19 protein-coding genes and 1 tRNA gene are annotated in these 19,357 nt (G+C 42.7%); 11 read left to right on the top strand and 9 right to left on the bottom strand.

What is annotated here, in order from left to right:
* Position 1: 1 nt before the first annotated feature.
* Complete coding sequence (locus H8A87_RS08345; protein WP_198689515.1) at positions 2–1,279, bottom strand: MFS transporter; 1,278 nt, start codon at positions 1,277–1,279, stop codon at positions 2–4.
* A gap of 54 nt (positions 1,280–1,333) precedes the next feature.
* The gene (locus tag H8A87_RS08340) at positions 1,334–2,146 is read right to left on the bottom strand and encodes an outer membrane protein OmpK (protein ID WP_198689514.1); all 813 of its coding nucleotides are present in this window, start codon (positions 2,144–2,146) and stop codon (positions 1,334–1,336) included.
* 433 nt (positions 2,147–2,579) lie between these two features.
* On the opposite strand from H8A87_RS08340, the gene H8A87_RS08335 reads away from it, so the two are divergent.
* Positions 2,580–3,110 (top strand): riboflavin synthase subunit alpha, encoded by a 531-nt coding sequence (locus H8A87_RS08335; RefSeq protein ID WP_198689513.1) that lies wholly within the window; start codon positions 2,580–2,582, stop codon positions 3,108–3,110.
* An 85-nt stretch (positions 3,111–3,195) separates the two neighbouring features.
* On the opposite strand, the gene purK is transcribed toward H8A87_RS08335, so the two are convergent.
* From purK to ppiB, 4 genes are all read right to left on the bottom strand, one after another.
* Positions 3,196–4,263 carry a 5-(carboxyamino)imidazole ribonucleotide synthase gene (gene purK / locus H8A87_RS08330; protein ID WP_198689512.1) on the bottom strand — a complete coding sequence of 356 codons (1,068 nt, stop codon included), beginning with the start codon at positions 4,261–4,263 and terminating at the stop codon, positions 3,196–3,198.
* Positions 4,260–4,793, bottom strand: a complete 534-nt coding sequence (gene purE / locus H8A87_RS08325) for a 5-(carboxyamino)imidazole ribonucleotide mutase (RefSeq protein ID WP_198689600.1) — start codon at positions 4,791–4,793, stop codon at positions 4,260–4,262. The genes purK and purE overlap by 4 nt, the downstream gene beginning before the upstream one ends.
* A 166-nt stretch (positions 4,794–4,959) precedes the next feature.
* Positions 4,960–5,682: a UDP-2,3-diacylglucosamine diphosphatase gene (locus tag H8A87_RS08320; protein WP_198689511.1), complete on the bottom strand. Its 723-nt coding sequence runs from the start codon at positions 5,680–5,682 to the stop codon at positions 4,960–4,962.
* Positions 5,683–5,693: 11 nt separating this feature from the next.
* Positions 5,694–6,188 (bottom strand): peptidylprolyl isomerase B, encoded by a 495-nt coding sequence (gene ppiB / locus H8A87_RS08315; RefSeq protein ID WP_198689510.1) that lies wholly within the window; start codon positions 6,186–6,188, stop codon positions 5,694–5,696.
* 330 nt (positions 6,189–6,518) lie between these two features.
* Here ppiB and cysS point away from each other — a divergent pair, with 330 nt between their 5' ends.
* The gene (gene cysS, locus H8A87_RS08310; RefSeq protein WP_198689509.1) at positions 6,519–7,904 is read left to right on the top strand and encodes a cysteine--tRNA ligase; all 1,386 of its coding nucleotides are present in this window, start codon (positions 6,519–6,521) and stop codon (positions 7,902–7,904) included.
* A gap of 120 nt (positions 7,905–8,024) precedes the next feature.
* Here the strand turns inward: cysS and sra are convergent, their stop codons facing one another.
* From sra to folD, 3 genes are all read right to left on the bottom strand, one after another.
* The gene (gene sra / locus H8A87_RS08305; protein WP_198689508.1) at positions 8,025–8,261 is read right to left on the bottom strand and encodes a stationary-phase-induced ribosome-associated protein; all 237 of its coding nucleotides are present in this window, start codon (positions 8,259–8,261) and stop codon (positions 8,025–8,027) included.
* An 855-nt stretch (positions 8,262–9,116) separates the two neighbouring features.
* Positions 9,117–9,329, bottom strand: coding sequence for a ribosome-associated protein YbcJ (gene ybcJ / locus H8A87_RS08300; RefSeq protein ID WP_198689507.1), 213 nt, complete (start codon positions 9,327–9,329; stop codon positions 9,117–9,119).
* Positions 9,329–10,204 (bottom strand): bifunctional methylenetetrahydrofolate dehydrogenase/methenyltetrahydrofolate cyclohydrolase FolD, encoded by an 876-nt coding sequence (gene folD / locus H8A87_RS08295; RefSeq protein ID WP_198689506.1) that lies wholly within the window; start codon positions 10,202–10,204, stop codon positions 9,329–9,331. The genes ybcJ and folD overlap by 1 nt, the downstream gene beginning before the upstream one ends.
* A gap of 190 nt (positions 10,205–10,394) precedes the next feature.
* Between folD and H8A87_RS08290 the strand changes: the two genes are divergently transcribed.
* The 9 genes from H8A87_RS08290 to H8A87_RS08250 all read left to right on the top strand — a co-directional run bounded on the left by H8A87_RS08290 (position 10,395) and on the right by H8A87_RS08250 (position 19,287).
* Positions 10,395–10,471: transfer RNA gene (locus H8A87_RS08290), tRNA-Arg, on the top strand.
* 165 nt (positions 10,472–10,636) lie between these two features.
* A complete protein-coding gene (locus tag H8A87_RS08285) occupies positions 10,637–11,851 on the top strand; it encodes a tyrosine-type recombinase/integrase (protein ID WP_198689505.1) in 1,215 nt (404 codons plus the stop codon).
* 350 nt (positions 11,852–12,201) lie between these two features.
* The gene (locus H8A87_RS08280; RefSeq protein WP_012987855.1) at positions 12,202–12,408 is read left to right on the top strand and encodes a helix-turn-helix transcriptional regulator; all 207 of its coding nucleotides are present in this window, start codon (positions 12,202–12,204) and stop codon (positions 12,406–12,408) included.
* Between the two features lie 105 nt (positions 12,409–12,513).
* Positions 12,514–13,995 (top strand): toprim domain-containing protein, encoded by a 1,482-nt coding sequence (locus H8A87_RS08275; protein ID WP_232370142.1) that lies wholly within the window; start codon positions 12,514–12,516, stop codon positions 13,993–13,995.
* 617 nt (positions 13,996–14,612) lie between these two features.
* Entirely contained in the window at positions 14,613–15,227 is a 615-nt protein-coding gene (locus H8A87_RS08270; RefSeq protein WP_198689504.1) for a hypothetical protein, read from the top strand.
* A gap of 13 nt (positions 15,228–15,240) precedes the next feature.
* Positions 15,241–16,077, top strand: a complete 837-nt coding sequence (locus H8A87_RS08265) for a hypothetical protein (protein WP_198689503.1) — start codon at positions 15,241–15,243, stop codon at positions 16,075–16,077.
* Between the two features lie 76 nt (positions 16,078–16,153).
* Complete coding sequence (tssI, locus tag H8A87_RS08260; protein WP_198689502.1) at positions 16,154–18,166, top strand: type VI secretion system Vgr family protein; 2,013 nt, start codon at positions 16,154–16,156, stop codon at positions 18,164–18,166.
* Positions 18,163–18,972 (top strand): DUF4123 domain-containing protein, encoded by an 810-nt coding sequence (locus H8A87_RS08255; protein ID WP_198689501.1) that lies wholly within the window; start codon positions 18,163–18,165, stop codon positions 18,970–18,972. The genes tssI and H8A87_RS08255 overlap by 4 nt, the downstream gene beginning before the upstream one ends.
* A 45-nt stretch (positions 18,973–19,017) precedes the next feature.
* On the top strand, positions 19,018–19,287 hold the full coding sequence (locus H8A87_RS08250) for a PAAR domain-containing protein (protein WP_198689500.1): 270 nt from the start codon (positions 19,018–19,020) through the stop codon (positions 19,285–19,287).
* Positions 19,288–19,357 lie beyond the last annotated feature (70 nt).

Below are 19,357 nucleotides of genomic sequence, written 5' to 3'. Positions count from 1 at the left end.
CCTATTCAGTAAATTGAGTGTTTTCGGCCGAATGCTTTCTCATTTTCTGAGTAGGCGGTTTCATCATTAATGTCACGACAAGCACAACAAATACGGGGATAGCAATAATCATGAATGCTGAAGTAAAGCTGCCTGAATAATCTTTAATGGCACCAGTAAAAAAGGGAGCCAAACAGGCCAGCGTGGAGATCAAGTTCATGATCGAAAACAGTTCCAGATAAGGTTTGCGGCCAAAATAGTTAGCCAGCAACACACTGGAAGCGAGGAAAGTCATTCCGTAACCCATGCCGACAAACAGCGTGAACGCAATCAAGAACGGCCATGAGGAAGCGATACTCAGCGCAATTAAGCCAATAATGATAATAGTCAGGCTGCCAATCAGTAATTTTTTCGGATCCACCCATTCCCCGACTGCGCCTCCGGCCAATCTGGAAAACGCATTGATGAAGGCCATCGTGCTCAGTAACCCTGCGGCGATGGTTTCGCTGAAACCATTTTCGATAATATGGGCAACGGCAAAGCTATTGACCGTAATACCACACCATAAAAACGCGGTGTAAGTGGCTGCAATCACATAGAATTGCCATGTACGCAGTGCTTGATGTGCAGTCCAGCGCTGCTTGGTGCGATAAATGCTGGATGTATCTTGGTTGTTATGTTGTTGGTTCACCGCTTTGGCATGGGCAATTTCCCGCTTTCCTTCTTGAAGGGTAATAATCGTCAGGATAACGAAAATGGTGAGCACAATGGCGGAAATCATCCAGTGCATCCGCCATGTTCCCCAAACACGGGTGGCCAGAAAATAGATCCAAGGGCCAATTACGCCTCCTAGTCCACCGATCGTGAAATAGAAGCCAAAAGCAAGGGACTGTTTTTCATATAAGCGTGAAATCACATAAGTGCCCGGAACTGTCGCCAAAAAGGTAAAACCGACGCCAATTAAAGCCGTACCAATAAAATAAGATGAAATAGCGTGCGTGTGATAAAGATTGTAGAAACCGGCCAGAAAAATCAGCAGGCCAATGAACAGAGTGAAGCGAACGCCAACCTTGCGAATGAACACGGTTGGCAGAAAACTGGATAGCCCGCAAGTCAGGCCAAGCAGCGTGAACCCTAAACCGGCATTAGTCCAGCTCCAGCCCAGTTCATTAATCATACTGGGTAGGACAACACCCAATGACGTAAAGGTTGTTGCTGTGGATAAAAAATAAACCATGCCTAAAAGTATCAGTAAAAGCCACTGATAAGTACGCCCGAATTTGTCGTGTTGAATGGACATTGTGACCCCATCAAGGATATAAACCATTAAAAACGGCACTATTTTATGTGTTTATTAGAAAAAGCTGTATCGAATAAACACCCCATAGCTAAATTGATTCGTGCGGTAGTACGGTGTATCTTTTATTTTGTACTTATTTTTGACCGGATTCACGACAACCCCTGTCCACAGATGGCCGGGTTGATATCCCAATTTTTTCCCCAAGTCATAATGTAATTCGGGTTTGAAATCGATCATCTCAGGGTTATCACGTAATCCCAGTGTATAATCGAAAGTGCCTGCAATGCGGAAATCCCCCAATTGATTACTGAACGGAATACCATAATCAATGTGGATACGCTGATCGTTCCAGCTTCCTTTTGCATTATTCTCAAAGTAAAAGATAGTGCGCAACCAACTGAATCCATCCACTTGCCAATCGAGGCTGATACCGGGGAAATAGTCGTATTTTACGTTTTCGGTTTTAGCAATCCACTGAGCAAACAGCACATCTTTTAATGGGCCATAGGAAAGATCATACCCCGTGATTTTGCTGGCACTGAGTCTTGGCACAAATTTATAGTAATAGGTGTTTTTATCGCCTTTATAGTCATGTTGCAGCGAATTTTGCCAAATACTGTAGACATACATATCGCCAATCTTGTAATCACCAAACGCTTCTATAATGGGAGAAAAGGTTTTTTGGGGAGCGACTTTGTTTTCGAATTGCAAATAAAGACTGGTATCAATTGATTGAAAATTGACAAAACCATCGGCTTGCGCAGGTGCTGAGAAAAGAAAGAAGAGTGGAATGGCCGATAAACCAGTAGTCGTTGCGGTAATAGACCTTAAGGCATTGTTGATTCCTTGTTTCCTTAGCGGTGGCACGTAGTGTCTCCTTGTTATCTCATCGGTAATTGACTGTAAGAGAGTAACATTTATTTAATTGTGCTCTCATGTCAAATAATTATTATTTTTATTCATGTTTTATGATGCATTAGCCAGATTAAATAGCCGATGCTTCATTATTTTTTGCTTTTTTTTAAAAAATTGTTGATTTTAATACCAGGGATTTGTTAATGATGGATTTAATTTCACTGGTGAGTTAAATTTATTTGTTTTTATATTTAGGGTTATATTAAATATCAGAATTTAGACCGTGGATTAGTGATAATTTAATCCAGTTGTTCGGATGCTCAGATAAAGTGAAAATAGGGGGGTAAGATACACTGGTATAATGAATTTGAGGTGTTTTTTGTATTGAAATACATTCTTATAATTAAAGAGTGATGATTATTTTAAATCGAGATAAATTATAGGAATGGAATATTTAATTATCTTTTGGGTTGCTGTTGGAGCCAGCGTCGCGATTGATGGCACATGCCTGACCGTTACCCAATTTAATGGGGATAGAGTGTATTTTGATATTTCTGATTTTACTGCTGATGCCACGACATTGAAATTTCTCTCCATTGGAGATGAAGTCAACGTTGAACGTTCACACCAGATGAATAAAGAAAATGGTGGGCACAGTCTTTATGGGCATGTAGAGGGGATGGCAGAAGTAGTGGAATTTACCGCAACCGGTGAAACTTATCGGTTAGTTATCCGGATCCCTCAAGACAACATTAAATATTTTTTCTTGAAGGGTTTTATCGGACTTCAAGGTTGTAGTTTAACCATCAATGGCATTGAAGAAGAAAACAAGACGATTGCCTTAAACCTGATCCCAGAAACATTAAGGATGACCAACTTCAGCAAAGTTAAGGTAGGTGATTTTCTCAATTATGAGATAGATCAAATGACAAGAACAATTGTGGATACCCTATCCCGAACGCTACCAAAAACATAATAATTGCCCATAGAGTTGGAATGGGAAGTGGTAGTTTGTTTTAAATTATTACCACTTCCTTGAGCTGGCTATCTAATATAACCGATCAATTTAATTTATCTTGGGCCCATTCCAGACCGCTTTGATATTCTTCCGGTAATAATGGGATCAACGTTTGTAATGCGGTTCTCAATATATCATTGTCAGAATGAACTAGATTCAGATGCCCTACCTTACGTACTGGGTGAACTTCCTTCTCATACCAATGTAAACGAACCAGCGGTAAACTGAGCCATGCAGGGTTTATCTCTGTACCGATCAAATTGATCATAACGGATGGCGCAAATATTTCTGGTTGAGGCATGGGCAGGCCCAAAATCGCCCGTAAGTGAAGTTCAAACTGGCTGATAGAAGCGCCGTTCTGTGTCCAGTGACCGCTATTGTGAACCCGTGGTGCCAGTTCGTTGATCAACAAATTTTCGCCAACAATAAAGCATTCCATTGCCATCACACCGATATAATTCAGGTGATCCATGATGGCGGACAGCATTTTTTCTGCTTGTTGCTGCAATTGCTTATTTGTATTGGGCAAAGCAATACTGGTACGTAAAATGCCTTCCTGATGCAGATTATGAGTGAGTGTATAAAATACCGATTCACCTTGGGCATTACGGGCGCCAATCAGCGACACTTCCCCTGAAAACGGGATGCCCTGTTCTACGATACATTCACCGTAAATCTCAGGTGGTAAGTTTGCTTCATCGCCCGGCCGGATACGCCATTGACCACGTCCATCGTAGCCGCCCGTCCGACGTTTAACGATGATGAAATCCCCCAATTCAGCAAACAGTTGTGGCCATTGGCTGGGGTCGGAAAGCAGTTTCCACGGTGCTGTTGCCAAACCCAACGTATCCATAAGCTGTTTTTGTGGCAAGCGATCTGCCAGTTGTGGGAAAATATCGCGATTGATAAAAGCCTTGTGATGAGCCAGCTCGCGAGTTAATACGGTTTCAGGCCAACGCTCAATTTCTGCGGTGATAACGCTGCTCTGATAAGGCACCGCTTCCGGCTCTGCATCTAACCCTACGGGGTAAACAGCGATCCCCAATGGCTCACCCGCCTGACGTAGCATCCGACCCAACTGACCATTCCCCAATACACAAACAGGTTTCATGCATCCTCCCGCGGATCAGGATTATCCAAAACATCCTGTGTTTGTGCTTGGCGCCAATCTGACAGACGTTGAAACAGGACATTATCATGCAAGGCTAACACTTGGGCAGCCAGTAATGCTGCGTTTGCAGCTCCTGCCTTGCCAATAGCCAGCGTACCAACAGGAATACCCTTTGGCATTTGGACGATAGAATACAGGCTATCAACACCACTAAGCGCAGCACTTTGTACTGGAACCCCAAACACAGGGACTAAGGTCTTGGCGGCCAACATCCCCGGTAAATGTGCCGCACCACCTGCACCAGCGATAATCACATCAAACCCATTTTCTTTGGCTTGCTCGGCAAAATGAAAAAGCTTATCGGGCGTTCGGTGTGCCGAAACAATTTCGACATGGAAAGGAATGACAAGAGAGATCAAAATATCAGCGGTGTGTTGCATTGTCGCCCAGTCACTTTTTGAACCCATGACAATGGCGATTTTGGCGTGGTGTTGCATTGTTGTAGTGGGAATAGCTGTTGTAGAAGTCATAGCTGTTACGGGATCAGGGCTGGCCGTCATAAATCAGATGCTCCTGTATTGGTGTGTCTACCAGAACAAAGATGATGTTTAAGTCAGGGGATCATATCACGCGAATTCCGCAAGGAAAACGTTTGCGTTGTTTGATTCGTCGATTTTCCAAAATAGTTAAGCAGGCTCAAAAAGGGAAAGATATTAGCTCAATGGACGTTTCTGTCACTTTGAACATCGAACCGTGATCATGCCATGCTCCTAACACACCGCGATGCAGGGTTTTATCACCAACTTGAATATCATGTATTGCCGGACGGTGAGTATGTCCGTGAATCATCCAATCGGTCTGATGTCTTTCGAAGTGTTCGATAACCGCTTGTTGATTGACATCCATGATTGATTCGGATTTTTGGCTGTTGGCGCATTGGCTACCCGCACGCATTTTGGCAGCGATTTTCAATCGGATAAACAAAGGAAGAAGTAGGAATAACCGTTGTATCCACGGAGTATGTACTCTCTTACGATACTGCTGATAACCGATGTCATCTGTGCATAGTGTATCGCCATGCAGGATCAAAATACGCTTACCATACAACTCCAGCACTTTTTCCTGTGGTAATAAGATCAGGCCACTTTCTCTTGCAAAGCGTGAACCCAGCATAAAATCGCGATTACCATGAATGAAATAACAGGGAATACCTTTTTGTTTCAGTACATTGAGTGCTTGGGCAATTTTAGTGTGCAGTGGGTTGGGATCATCATCACCAATCCAGTAATCAAAAAAATCACCGAGGATATAAAGACTCTCAGCATGAATCGCATTCTCACGTAAAAAACGCAGAAAACCGGCAGTAATTGCCGGTTCTTGCTCACTGAGATGCAAATCTGCAATAAACAGCGTGCTCATATAACGATTAACTATTCGCTAACAGTAACACGTTCAATGATCACATCTTCATGTGGTACATCTTGGTGCATACCGCTGCGGCCAGTGGAAACGCCCTTGATTTTATCAACCACGTCCATACCTTCAACCACTTCGGCGAATACGCAATAGCCCCATCCGTCTGGACGTTCTGAACGGAAGTTCAGAAAATCGTTATCAACAACGTTAATGAAGAACTGGGCGGTTGCAGAGTGTGGATCATTGGTACGTGCCATTGCGAGAGTGCCACGGCTGTTTTTCAGACCATTATTGGCTTCGTTCTTGATAGTATCCTGAGTTGTTTTCTGTTTCATACCAGGTTCAAAGCCGCCGCCTTGAATCATGAATCCATTGATAACACGATGAAAAATCGTATTGTCATAAAAACCTTCAGAGCAGTAATTCAAAAAGTTCTCAACAGTTACCGGCGCTTTATCCGCGAAAGTGTTGATCACGATATCGCCAAAGTTGGTGTGGAAAGTCACCATAGTAGAAATCCTAATAATAGTTTTGATTGCCCCTGTATTCTAGGGGTTCGGAAAAACGCTGTTATATCATATCTGAGATTTTGAGTCAGTACCCTGAAGCCGTATCAGAACAAGGCGGCTTGCGGTACTTGCAAAGCATTGCATATCAAGGTGAAATACCTTATCTGGCTTTTTATACCCTAGTTTATCTCCAATGGATTTCAAGTTGTCGTCAACAAAGCAGTAATTTGAAAAGTGAAGGGTATATTTATATCACTGATAAAGAAGCCTATAATCAATAAATTCATTTGACTTTATTACACGTACATCAATTTTACGGAAAACCCACTGATGCTAAAAATTTTCAATACTCTCAGCCGTCAAAAAGAAGAATTTAAGCCAATTCATGAAGGAAAAGTGGGCATGTACGTGTGTGGCATTACCATTTATGATTTGTGTCATATTGGTCACGGCAGAACGTTTGTTTCATTTGATGTTATTGCTCGTTATCTGCGTTATCTGGGATACGATCTGACGTATGTCCGCAACGTCACTGATGTGGATGACAAAATCATCAAACGTGCAATTGAAAATAATGAAAGCTGTGACGATTTGACCGCACGTATGTTGGCAGAAATGCACAACGACTTTGATACCCTGAATATTCTGCGCCCGAATTCAGAGCCCCGTGCAACACAACATATGCCAGAAATCATTGAAATTACCAAAGAGCTGATTAAGCGTGGACACGCTTATGTTGCAGCTAATGGCGACGTGATGTTTTCCATTGACACCAATCCTGATTACGGCCTACTTTCTCGTCAGGATTTAGAACAGTTACAGGCGGGTGCTCGTGTTGAAGTGACGGATGTAAAACGCAATCCAATGGATTTTGTGTTGTGGAAAATGTCCAAGCCAGGAGAGCCTAGCTGGGAATCTCCGTGGGGCGCAGGTCGTCCAGGTTGGCATATTGAATGTTCTGCCATGAACGGCAAGGCGTTTGGCCATCATTTTGATATTCATGGTGGTGGTTCTGATTTGATGTTCCCACACCATGAAAATGAGATTGCACAATCTACTTGCGCCCATGATGGCCCTTACGTTAATTACTGGATGCACTCCGGCATGGTCATGGTGGATAAAGAGAAGATGTCTAAATCACTGGACAACTTCTTTACCATTCGCGATGTGTTGGAGTATTACGATGCTGAAACCGTGCGTTATTTCTTGCTGTCCGGTCACTATCGCAGCCAGTTGAATTACACGGAAGAGAACCTGAAACAAGCGCGTACTGCTCTTGAGCGTCTGTATACTTCACTGCGTGGTACAGATAAATCCGCACTGCCTGCTGGTGGAGAGGCGTTTGAAGCACGTTTCACGGAAGCGATGAACGATGATTTCAACACACCAGAAGCGTATTCAGTCCTGTTTGACATAGTGCGTGAGATCAACCGCCTGAAAGCAGAAGACATGACTTCGGCGAATGGTCTGGCGGCTGAACTGCGTAAATTGGCAGGTGTTCTTGGCCTTTTGGAGCAGGATCCAGAACACTTCTTGCAGGGGGGAGCACAGGCGAATGACGATGATGTTGCTCAAATCGAAGCGTTAATCAAACAACGTAACGATGCCCGTAAAAACAAAGAGTGGGCATTGGCCGATACGGCGCGTGACCAGTTAAATGAAATGGGCATTGAGCTGGAAGATGGCTCACAGGGAACAACGTGGCGTCGTAAATAATCACTTTTGAACCGCCCTTTGTGGGCGGTTCAGTTTTTATCACATTTACGTTTTCACAACGATAATTTTAATTGTAATACATGTAGTTGTAATACATGAGCGGAATGAAAACAGGCAGATTTATCGCTGAATATTTAGATACTCAGGATAGAAAACAGTTCCCGCATGATACGTGACTTTTCCAGAAGATGTGTCTCGTTTCATGGCAACAAAAGAAGAATTACTTAGATGTTCTGGTACTTGATGTGTGTTATCACTGGAAGCAAGATTAAGAAGAGAAATAGTTACTTTGCGTTTAGAATTACTTAACTTATAAGACATACCCAACAACCTTTTTGCAGCTCTATTACTTAACATAATTAACTCCTTTTCAGTTGTACGTAAGCTTCTCAGTATAGCAACTTATTAGAAAACCAAAACATTTCTGGCATGATAGTTTATCAAGATACCGTTAAGGTCACATATTTTGCGGATAAAACCAGATAAATTGACTGTTAGAAACATCGATATCATGGCGTCTATTATGATCTACTCGTATTGTTATCTGGGGATTTTTAACAATTATAGAACGATTATTTAGGTATTTTTTAGCGAAATAAGGTTGAGTTATACGTAATTGCCCCATTGAGGCTTTAACAGGCCTATTGGTGAGGTTGGCAAATTCTTGAGCGAAGCCTGTTTTTCCTAGATGGCAACAACAAAGCCTTATACTATTAATATTATATTTTTCTAACAATTTTTGAATACTATAAAATAACTGTTTTGGAGTTAAACGATTACGGCTATTTTGAGCAATAGAATAGATATTGTGATGTTGGTTAACATGGCCGATAATATTTAGTCTTATAGGTAATTCATGTTTAGGGATATCAAGAAAGTATTGAATTCCATTGGGTAATTGTTGGAGTTCTACACTTAAATTTTCCCAATTTAATATTTCTTTTGGGTTGATTCTTGGCCCTGCATTTTTGGATTGGTTATTGGGTTTCTCTTGATTTTTTGTATTAAATTACGCTGTAAATCGAGATGGTGATAATATCTGCCTATAATACTGCCCTCATTATTTTCATAATATTTTATTATAATTATGATTCACCTTATACTGGCTGATAAAATAATTAATTACTATTTATAAAATAAAAAAATCAGCACATTATACATTTAATGTGCTGATTTTCTGGAAGGCATTAGCGGTAGTGTTTACCCACCGAGTTATGCTTCAACACGAACGGATTCGCCATTAAAGCTGACAATTTTCCCTGCAACGATTTTGCAGCGTTTGCGAGTTTCCACTAGCTCATCGACTTGAACTAAGCTTTCTGCAATCACAGTCTTCGCCGCTGCACCGCTTTCACACCATCCTTGGAATTTCAGCAAGTCACACAGCTCAACGCAAGGGTGTCCATCTAAATTAAAAATGTCCATCAGTATCCTTCAGTTCTATTTACATCATGGTATTCCTCGCAAGCCTGCAAGGTATTTTGAATCAATGTCGCGACGGTCATTGGGCCGACACCACCCGGCACAGGAGAAATCCAACTGGCGCGTTCGGAGGCGTTATCGAAATCCACATCTCCAATGACCTTGCCATTTTCCAGCCGATTGATGCCAACATCAATCACAATCGCGCCCGGTTTAATCCACTCGCCGGGAATAAAATTCGGCTTACCGACAGCAACGACCAATAAATCAGCCTGTTCAACATGCTGGCGTAAATTTTTGGTAAAGCGATGCGTTACCGTAGTAGTACAGCCTGCCAACAGCAACTCAAGGCTCATGGGGCGCCCAACGATATTGGAAGCACCGATGATAACTGCATTTAGCCCATAAGTATTGATATTGCAGCGTTCAAGCAGCGTTACAATTCCACGGGGAGTACAAGGGCGTAATTTTGGGGCGCGTTGGCACAGGCGACCGATATTATAGGGATGGAAACCATCCACATCTTTATCGGGATGAATACGTTCCAGTACTTTGACATTATCAATACCGGCAGGTAAGGGAAGTTGAACTAAAATACCATCGATTTCTGTATCGGTGTTCAGGTTATCTATCAGGGAGAGTAATTCGGCTTCGCTGGTCGTATCAGGCAGGTCATAAGAGCGGGACATAAAACCAACCTCTTCACAGGCACGACGTTTGCTCGCGACATAAATCTGAGAAGCAGGGTTTTCTCCCACTAAAACGACGGCAAGACCTGGAGCTCGTTTTCCAGCAGCCACACGCTGCCTGACTTTTTCTGCAACTTCGCTTCTGATTGTCTGCGCAATCGTTTTCCCATCAATAATTTTTGCTGACATGTATTTAAGATTCCATCATCAAGTATAGGAATAGGGGCTATTTTGTCAGAACATGAACCGCCTGTCAGTTTTATTGGTAACCATAAAATGAACATATGAGCGAAAAGGCCATTGACTCATTCCATTATGCCCGTATAATCCGGTGCTACATCAACGCATTAATGATGTTTCTTATTCTACATACCATAATGCGCCCTTAGCTCAGTTGGATAGAGCAACGGCCTTCTAAGCCGTAGGTCACAGGTTCGAATCCTGTAGGGCGTACCATCCATCCATATCTTAACGTCCTTTCAAGTCCACAAAACCCCAGTAAATACGCATTGTTAGCCTTTTCCCGTTCTTCTGTAGTCCAGTCAGGTAGGTTGAAATCCACGATCTTATGGGGGTATATTTAGGGGTACGTTCAGGTTCAATGAAGTGAGATACCCCCAGATGAAGCTAACAGCCCGACAGGTGGACACTGCAAAGCCGAAAGAAAAACCTTATAAACTTGCAGATGGTGGCGGACTATACCTATTGGTTAACCCTAATGGCGCTCGCTATTGGCGGTTGAAGTACCGGATCGCAGGCAAAGAAAAATTACTCGCATTAGGGGTATACCCTGATATCTCCCTCGCAGAAGCAAGAACCAAGAGAAACGAAGCACGGCGGACGCTATCGGATGGTCATGATCCGATAGAAGAAAAGAAAGCTGAAAAGGCAGCCAAAGCGTTTGCGGTCAGCAATAGTTTTGAATCCATCGCCATTGAATGGCATGAGCACAAACGTCCCAACTGGTCAAAAGGGTATGCCGAAGACATTCTGGAATATCTGAAAAAAGATATCTTCCCGTATATTGGTAAACGGGCTGTTACCGAGATTAAACCCGCCGAAATGCTGGCTGTGCTCCGAAAAATGGAGCAACGCGGTGTTTTGGATAAATTGAAAAAAACCAGACAGGCTTGTCGGCAAATTTTCACCTATGCAGTTATTACAGGACGGGCTGAGTTCAATCCCGTTACTGATCTTGCCAGCGCACTTAAAGCACCGAAGCAAAAACACTTCCCACACCTTTTAGCCGACCAAATGAATGAATTCCTCATCGCCTTGGCGGGCTATACCGGAAGCGAAGTGACTCAGTCCGCGACACGTTTACTGATGCTTACTGGTGTGCGTACCATCGAATTAAGAGAATCAGAATGGACTGAATTCGATTTCGATAAGGATATCTGGCAGATACCTGCTGAGCGAATGAAAATGCGCCGCCCTCACATCGTCCCGCTATCCAATCAGGTTAAAGCCATTCTTATCAAACTGCACTCTATTACAGGGCGTGGGAAATACGTTTTCCCCGGACGTAATGATGCGGGGAAAACGATGAGCGAGGCCGCCATTAATCAGGTTATAAAACGTATTGGCTATGATGGCAGGGCAACCGGCCACGGCTTCCGTCATACCATGAGTACTATCCTGCATGAACAAGGTTATAACACGGCTTGGATTGAAACTCAGCTTGCCCATGTTGATAAGAACAGCATCCGGGGAACCTACAACCACGCCCAATATCTGGAGGGGCGCAGGGAAATGCTGCAATGGTATGCGGATCATATGGAGATGCTGGAACGCGGTGAAAATGTCTTGATCGGAAAATTTGACAAAAGGGCGTAAAGATGCGGTGATTTTTCACACACCTGTGCCCGGGGCACAAAAGCCTGTTTTTCATACAACTTAAGATGTGTGGTGATTTTTTATTCTGTGTTGGCAGTGCCAACAAAGTTATTTTTTTATACAGAACATGGATGATGGATGTTTTTTAGACTGTGTTGGAGGCTTCAACAGTGACTGATTTTCATACAGCATACAATTGGAGGGCTGATACTCCCTATAAACCGATAAATTTTACAAAGGGAGTAAACAATTAACGCTGTTCATTTAATCTTGCTTTTTAAATAATCCGCCTGTCATCAAACAACGTCCACGATGAGCGCTCAAGGACTCGGTAACAGGAGATAAATAATATGACAATGACAGCACCGAAAGAAAATCTTATTCGTTTGCCCGAAGTTCAACGCAGAACGGGTTATAGCAAGGCGTGGATTTACAAGCTGATTAGCGATGGGGAATTCCCGAAACAAATCAAACTCGGCTCCCGCTCTATCGCGTTTATTGAATCAGAAATTGATAACTGGATTGCACAGCGGATCGCAGGATCACGGGCGGCATAGTACAGAAAAGAACATGACATAAGACACGTAATATAAAAGAGCAACGCCCCAGTGTGCGACAACACATCTGAGGCGTCTGACCAACAACCGTTATACGGAGTAACGATGATGGCTGATATACAGCATACCCAAACTCACCCTAAATTTACACTTTCAGATAAAACCCGCAGCCAAAAACCGCTCGACCTGATCCAGACCGTGAAAAAATCCGCCATGTATCATTGGGAAAATCTGCTGCCTGCGTGTGGTATCGATATCCCGGCAAAAGGTAAACATGGCGCTTGCCCGATCTGCGGTGGCACCGACCGTTTTCACTTTATCGATGATCACCATCACGGCAACTGGCATTGCCGCCAGTGTGATACGCTGAACTATGGTGATGGGCTGGATTTGGTAGCAAAAACCAAAGGAATTTCTATTACTGAAGCGGCTAAAATTGTTGCGGATGTACTGGCATTACCTCTGCCTGAACCCAAGCCCGCCAAAGAAAACCTTTATCCAATACAACCGATTGCCGACAGCGTGGCGGCTCTGATGGCGCAGACAGTTGCCGGACAATCTCCCTATTTGACTGCAAAAGGGCTGCATTGCCCTAATCAGCGGTTACTGCCTGATAATTCAGCAGTGTTGCGACTCGCAACACTGGACAAAAAAATAACAGGCGCGCAGATCATCAAACCGGATGGTAAGAAAAAATTACTCACTGGCAGCCAGAAAAAAGGCGCGTTTATTGCTCTATCAGCGCTGGAAGAACGTCCCAATACGGTCATCATTACCGAAGGTTACGCCACGGCACTCACGGTTAACCAATTCTGCAAAAGCGCTGTTCTGGCGGCGCTGGATGAAGGCAATTTGTTTTCCGTTGCTCAATCAGTCAGAGAATGCTTGCCGGATACGAAAATTATTATTGCCGCCGATAACGACTGGCATTACCCCGGTGAACTGGATAAGAAAGGTAAACTGAAAGTGAATACTGGCAAGATCTCGGCAGAAAAAGCCGCTCTAGCGGTGAATGGTTGGATCACATTGCCACCGACAGAGCATAAAGCCGATTGGGACGACTACCGCCAACGACACGGTGTAGAAACGGCAAAGCTGGCGTTTGCTCAGGGGCTTTATCAACCGGCACCTATAACGAAAAAAGCGGTCATTCAGCCCAATGATGCCAAATCGTCAAAACTGACCTTATGTCAGATGGGAGCCAGTCAGCGCGGAGAAGTGTTACTGGCACGTTATAATGGCGATTTGGCACTGGATGGCGCTTCGGAAACCGTTCATCACTATGATGGTATTGTCTGGTGTCCGGTCAGTAACCGCGATTTACAGCGGGAAATGGTGGCAGCTTTTATGGAAGAAAAAATGCCGTACTCACCGCATGGTATTGGTTCTGCCGTGGATGCCCTGAAATTACAGCTTCCCATGATGAACGCACCAGAGCGCCATTTAATCGGGTTCCGTAATGGGGTATTTGACCTGAAAATCGGCCGGTTTCGGCCTCATCATAAACATGACTGGTTGCTGCTTTATCTGCTGCATTTTTCAGAAAAATATAAAAAAGTGTTCACTACTATTCACCTTATAATTTAAACCAGATATATCAAAGTATTATAGGGTGAATGGTTATTTTTAAACTATTCACAAGTCTTCATCCCTGTTCACCTTTTTCTGATTTAGAGGTGAACGGTTGGGTGAAGAGTGGTGATGAGTTTAATTTCGAGTCATCACCATTTAACACTATGAATATAAATAAAAATATTTAGAGGTGAACAGGGTGAACCGTTTTATCCTTAATTTTTTTAATGGGGATGCTATAGAAATGTCTTTTCTGGCTGGCATAGTGTTTTTCTACATCTCAGGTTTGTCTGGTTAATTTATTAGCCAGACAAACCTGAGAAGACAAGCGTAGCGCGTTAGTGTGTTTTTAATCTGTTGTATTACGTGAAATTTAGATTAGATAATTGATTTTATTTAGTAAGCGAAGTTAATCACAATTCTTTTGAGGTGTCTCTATTTACACTTGAATAGATAAATTATTCTGTTATATACTTATTCAGTATATGTACTTACGGTAAGTCGTTGCGATTGTTAAGGAAACAGGTTTTAGTCGGTTTAGCTTCTCAGAGGTAATGAGATCGTAACTATTAATTTAACTGTGGCACGGAATCCTAAATTTTCTTTGCTTCTGATGAATGGAAAGAGCAAATATGGTGAAAAAAACGATGTTATTGATTTTAGCTGCTTTTTTGGGGGCGGGTATCGTAATGCTAATTCAATGGATGCGTCCCCCCACAGAAGATCCTTACTTTTTCTTAAATCCCAGACCAACTACAGTTGGTGATTACTACTCAGTTGAAACTCCTATTAAGCTGTACGAAAAAGGGGAAAAAGTAGATTTGGTGTTTTGGAAGGTTCCTCAACCCAAACCTAAACTTCTCTATCTCATTCCTGCTAATACTCCATCACCTCAAATTAGTTTGAATATTAAAAAAAGAAGAGGTTCTAATTTGGGATTCTATGTTAGTGACATATTTAGAGGGAGTGGACCTATACATGACCTTAAAGGAAAACCTATTTTTGATATAAAAATTTATAAAATAAATGATGATTTAACAGAAAGCATAGTATATGAAAAAACTCACACAAAAGTAACTTCTTCTTCTGGGTGGTCAGGTAATAATTTATTTGACTTAGTGGATTTTGGATCCCCATATCAATATGGACAATATCGCTTGAAAGTAGAAGTCCTAGCTGATCTGTCAGAATTAAAGATGGATGATTTAAGTTATTCTATCTATATTCGACAACATGCAATAAAATAAAAGGATTTAAAAAATGATGCCAAAAAACAAGACGGAAGAGTTATTAATAGGGATTGCTAACGACAATGCTCTTTCCAAAGAAAATAAAGAAAAACGTATCAATGCCAGTGCTTATCCTGATCAAAACATAAATTATGCTGCAGGGAAACCATGTGCTACGTGTGCACCTCCACAGGCAAGGCCCGAATTTGTAGAGACTTTAATTGAATCTTTAAACAAAAGGTATATTGTTATCATTTATGCAGCGCATCCGGGCACACCTCTTAATGATAATAATGGAACTCCTCACGTTAAAAATGGTGAGAGAGTAACATCGGCGGCTGGACATATGTGGTATGAAATTTCAGATGGTAAAGTTAATAATGCCTATGGATTTGCCCCTATTAAATCAGGCATCATAGGCCCAGGAGAGGTAACTATCTATGATACTAAGCATTATGAGAATCCACGATATAGCCGTACCATGGAAATTGCAGAAGAACACTATAATAAATTAAAAAAATACGGCGAATTAGCAAAAGATGAAAATAATCCTGATTTTGACCTTTATTATAATGGAGCTTCGAATAGCTGTATTGATTTCACCTGGAAGGCACTGCGCAGTGCTGGACTTATACCTGAAATAACATGGAATGATTTTACTGAATTTAATAAAATTAATAAAGTTTTTAAAAAATTCGATGGTGATATGAAAGTGGATAATAACATCCCGCATATAAAATCAATTCCAGCGCCATTCCCTGATAGTGAATTAAATAAACAGCATTATAATAAACCACCTAAAAAATCATTTTCTCAAATAATCCTTACTCAAACAGACAGTAATGAAACAGATATTAAGATCAGCTAAATGGAAATGTTTCTTTAATTCATATAGTTATAGTGAACCAATAAATTGATACACCCAAATATCATGGAGAGCACAAATGAGCAGGGTAATAGATAAAATCAATCAACTATTTGATCGCTCAGGGTTAAGAATTACACTGATTACGGAAAACTTACCCGAACAAACTTTTGCTGTCGTCGATTTTTCCCTACATGAATCACTATCTTCTCCCTTTCGGCTGGAAGCCACGCTGACCTGTAAAACCCCGGAAATTAACTTTGCCGATGTCCTTGACGGAAACGCCGTTTTTGCCGTGCATCGCAACGGGCAGGTTGAACGCCAAATCACCGGGATGATAACCCATTTTTCACTGCTTTCAACCGGACGGCACAGTAGTCACTACCATATCACCCTTCAACCCCCGTTATGGCGTGCATCATTGCGGGTCAATAGCCGGATTTTCCAAAATCAGTCCGTTGTGGATATTGTGGAAAGCCTGCTCAGGGAAAACGGTGTACGTAGTTTTTTCTTTGCTTTGGGTTATAAACATCCACCACGGGAATTTTGTGTTCAGTATGATGAAAGTGATTTGGCCTTTATTCAACGCTTACTGGCTGATGAGGGTATTTTTTACTATTTCGTTTTCGATCAGGAGCAGCACGAGCAACGCATCGTATTTCACGATTCCTGCCTGTCCCTTAATCAGGTGATCACCGTCCCTTATCGTCCCGAAGCTGATGTAACGGGGGAAACAACCTGTATTCACCAAATTAGCTGGTCAGAGCGTGTTGGTGTTGCCAATATCACCACTAAAGACAGAACGTTCAAGAACCCCCGCTGGAACCGTGAATTCTGGTATGAAGGTCGCAATCTTGATAATCAGCGGATCCTGAACAGCTATCATTATTACGATTTCCCCAGCCGCTTTAAGGACGATGATTTAGGCCAACGGGCAAGCCAGTATCGTCTGGAATACCTGCGCCGGGATACTCAGCTTGGCAATGGTCATGGTGACAGTTTTGCGATGTGGCCGGGGCAATTGTTTAACCTGACAGATCACCCCAGAGAAACTTTCAACGACCAATGGCAACTCATCCAGATTACTCATTCCGGGCGGCAACCACAGGCAGATGAAACTCAATCCGGCGATAGCGGCACATGGCTGTCTAATCAATTTACCTTTACCACCCGAAAAAATTCTTACCGCCCTTCACCTTACCCAAAACCCAAAATGGAAGGCCCACACATTGCCACTGTTGTTGGGCCAGAAGGAGAAGAAATCTTCTGTGACGAATACGGGCGCGTTCGTATTCAGTTTGACTGGGACAGATATGGTGAATTCAATGACCAAAGTTCTTGCTGGGTACGGGTCAGTCAGGCGTGGGCTGGACAACTAATGGGAATGATTGCCATTCCCCGTATTGGGCATGAAGTGTTGGTAGATTTTGTTCATGGCGACCCGGATCAACCTATCATTGTTGGTCGAGCCTACAACGCCCTTAATATCACACCAAATCGCCTGCCGATGGCGAAAACCCAAATGTCGATCCGCTCGAAAACCCATAAAGGCGAAGGGTTTAACGAATTGCGTTTTGAGGATGAGAAAGATCTCGAAGAAGTGTTTATCCATGCTCAGAAAAATCTCGCCATTCAGGTACTCAATTCACGGGGAGAACGAATCAACTATGACCGTACGACCAGCATCGGCCATGACGATGAACTGGTAATAGCCAATAACCGCAAAGTGACCGTAGAAGGTCAGCAGGAGCACAAAACCACCGGCAACTATATTGAGCAGGTTGACGGCGACTGCTCATTACAGCTTAAAGGCGATCTGGCTGAAAAAATTCAGGGCTTGGTTAGTGTGGATGCACAGGGCGATCTGACCCTGCAAAGCGGCAGCAAAATTACTCTGAATGTTGGTGGAAATTTTGTTGTGCTTCACGCCGGCGGCATTGATATCAAAGGTGCTGCGATCAACCTGAACTCCGGCGGCAGCCCCGGTGATTTACTGGCACCTGCCAATCCAGCCATCCTGTTGGCCGCAGCAAGTGAAGGTTCGATGTTTGTCGCTCACTGCCCGATGGAAGACAAGGAGAAACAGGAATGAGTCAGGAAAAACTTTACGCCATTATTGATGGGGCAGCAGAAGCCGATCTGTTTTTGATGCTGGAGCGTTATGACCCGCCTTCCGCCTGTCTTTATGGAGAACCCCTCCAGCCAGAACTGGTTAAAATCGCGCCTTATCTGGTACAGGTGGATGAAAAAGTCAAAATCTGGCTGGAATGCCGCAAAACACCCTGGGGGATTTTTATTCACAGCCCGGCGGATATGAAAACCCTTCGCCAGCATTTAAGGAAATACCTGCAAGTGCTGCTTCCGCAGCAGGAAAAGCCGGTATTTTTTCGCTTTTATGATCCGCGCAATATCTGGGATTTTCTCGGCGTATTAAGTGACTGGGAAGTGCATTGCTTTTTGGGGCCAATCTCACGCATCACAACGCTTTATCTTGAAGAAGAACGCACGGATGACTTTGCCAAAATCAGAGAACCTTTTCCTGATAATGCCAAAGGGAAATATAAAATTTTCAAAATCAGCGAAGAACAGTATGAATTGATAGAGATAAAGCAAAAAGAGAAGTATTTACAAAAACTTTATTCAATTTTGTTATCTGAGTTGGCAGAAATAAGAAAAAGTATCAGTATCGTCAACGCAATGCCATTTTTAGCTTTTTTCTATGATTATCTACTTTCTGAGAAAATTACAGACACTCGTTCTATCGAGGGAATTCTTAAGAAAGTGATCAGAGAAGAAAATTTCGATATTGATGAGTTTGATGAATCCATTTTAGTCAGACTTACTGATGACGAAACTCCCGGTTGGTATAGGGCTAATAAATTTCTTCTTAATATGTAATAACAATCAATATATGTATTAAAATTAATTCGGGAGAGAAACAATATGGGAAATGCCATCAGAATCGGTGATATGGGTACAAAACATGGTGATTGCCCGGAAACACCTGTAATTACCGGTGCCAGCAGTGTTAAGGTAGACGGTGTCTATATAGCCAGACAAGGGGATATTCTGGAGTCCCACTCATCACATTCCCGGATGATAGCTGAAGGTTCCGGATCTGTGTTTATTGAAGGAAAACCTGCCGCTAGAACGGGAGATGCCGTTGATTGTGGCGGTATTGTTATTGGTGGAGGTAGCGTAAGTATTGGCTGAGGATATTTGGAAAAGTACATATAAATACACTGTGGTTCATACAAAAAAACAGGTCATGTATTAAATGGTT

This window comes from Xenorhabdus lircayensis, assembly GCF_016306625.1.
Classification (GTDB): domain Bacteria; phylum Pseudomonadota; class Gammaproteobacteria; order Enterobacterales; family Enterobacteriaceae; genus Xenorhabdus; species Xenorhabdus lircayensis.
The sequence above is the reverse complement of the archived record's forward strand: the minus strand, read 5'-3'. Positions and strand labels throughout refer to the sequence as shown.

Bases quoted from the DNA above. Each gene is read 5' to 3' on its own strand.
- tssI (WP_198689502.1), top strand. From the start codon at position 16,154: ATGAGCAGGGTAATAGATAAAATCAATCAACTATTTGATCGCTCAGGG.
- sra (WP_198689508.1), bottom strand. From the start codon at position 8,261: ATGTTAAGTAATAGAGCTGCAAAAAGGTTGTTGGGTATGTCTTATAAG.
- purE (WP_198689600.1), bottom strand. From the start codon at position 4,793: ATGACTTCTACAACAGCTATTCCCACTACAACAATGCAACACCACGCC.
- H8A87_RS08275 (WP_232370142.1), top strand. From the start codon at position 12,514: ATGATGGCTGATATACAGCATACCCAAACTCACCCTAAATTTACACTT.
- cysS (WP_198689509.1), top strand. From the start codon at position 6,519: ATGCTAAAAATTTTCAATACTCTCAGCCGTCAAAAAGAAGAATTTAAG.
- H8A87_RS08280 (WP_012987855.1), top strand. From the start codon at position 12,202: ATGACAATGACAGCACCGAAAGAAAATCTTATTCGTTTGCCCGAAGTT.
- H8A87_RS08285 (WP_198689505.1), top strand. From the start codon at position 10,637: ATGAAGCTAACAGCCCGACAGGTGGACACTGCAAAGCCGAAAGAAAAA.
- folD (WP_198689506.1), bottom strand. From the start codon at position 10,204: ATGTCAGCAAAAATTATTGATGGGAAAACGATTGCGCAGACAATCAGA.
- H8A87_RS08320 (WP_198689511.1), bottom strand. From the start codon at position 5,682: ATGAGCACGCTGTTTATTGCAGATTTGCATCTCAGTGAGCAAGAACCG.
- ybcJ (WP_198689507.1), bottom strand. From the start codon at position 9,329: ATGGACATTTTTAATTTAGATGGACACCCTTGCGTTGAGCTGTGTGAC.
- H8A87_RS08255 (WP_198689501.1), top strand. From the start codon at position 18,163: ATGAGTCAGGAAAAACTTTACGCCATTATTGATGGGGCAGCAGAAGCC.
- H8A87_RS08335 (WP_198689513.1), top strand. From the start codon at position 2,580: ATGGAATATTTAATTATCTTTTGGGTTGCTGTTGGAGCCAGCGTCGCG.
- H8A87_RS08345 (WP_198689515.1), bottom strand. From the start codon at position 1,279: ATGTCCATTCAACACGACAAATTCGGGCGTACTTATCAGTGGCTTTTA.
- H8A87_RS08270 (WP_198689504.1), top strand. From the start codon at position 14,613: ATGGTGAAAAAAACGATGTTATTGATTTTAGCTGCTTTTTTGGGGGCG.
- ppiB (WP_198689510.1), bottom strand. From the start codon at position 6,188: ATGGTGACTTTCCACACCAACTTTGGCGATATCGTGATCAACACTTTC.
- H8A87_RS08250 (WP_198689500.1), top strand. From the start codon at position 19,018: ATGGGAAATGCCATCAGAATCGGTGATATGGGTACAAAACATGGTGAT.
- purK (WP_198689512.1), bottom strand. From the start codon at position 4,263: ATGAAACCTGTTTGTGTATTGGGGAATGGTCAGTTGGGTCGGATGCTA.
- H8A87_RS08265 (WP_198689503.1), top strand. From the start codon at position 15,241: ATGATGCCAAAAAACAAGACGGAAGAGTTATTAATAGGGATTGCTAAC.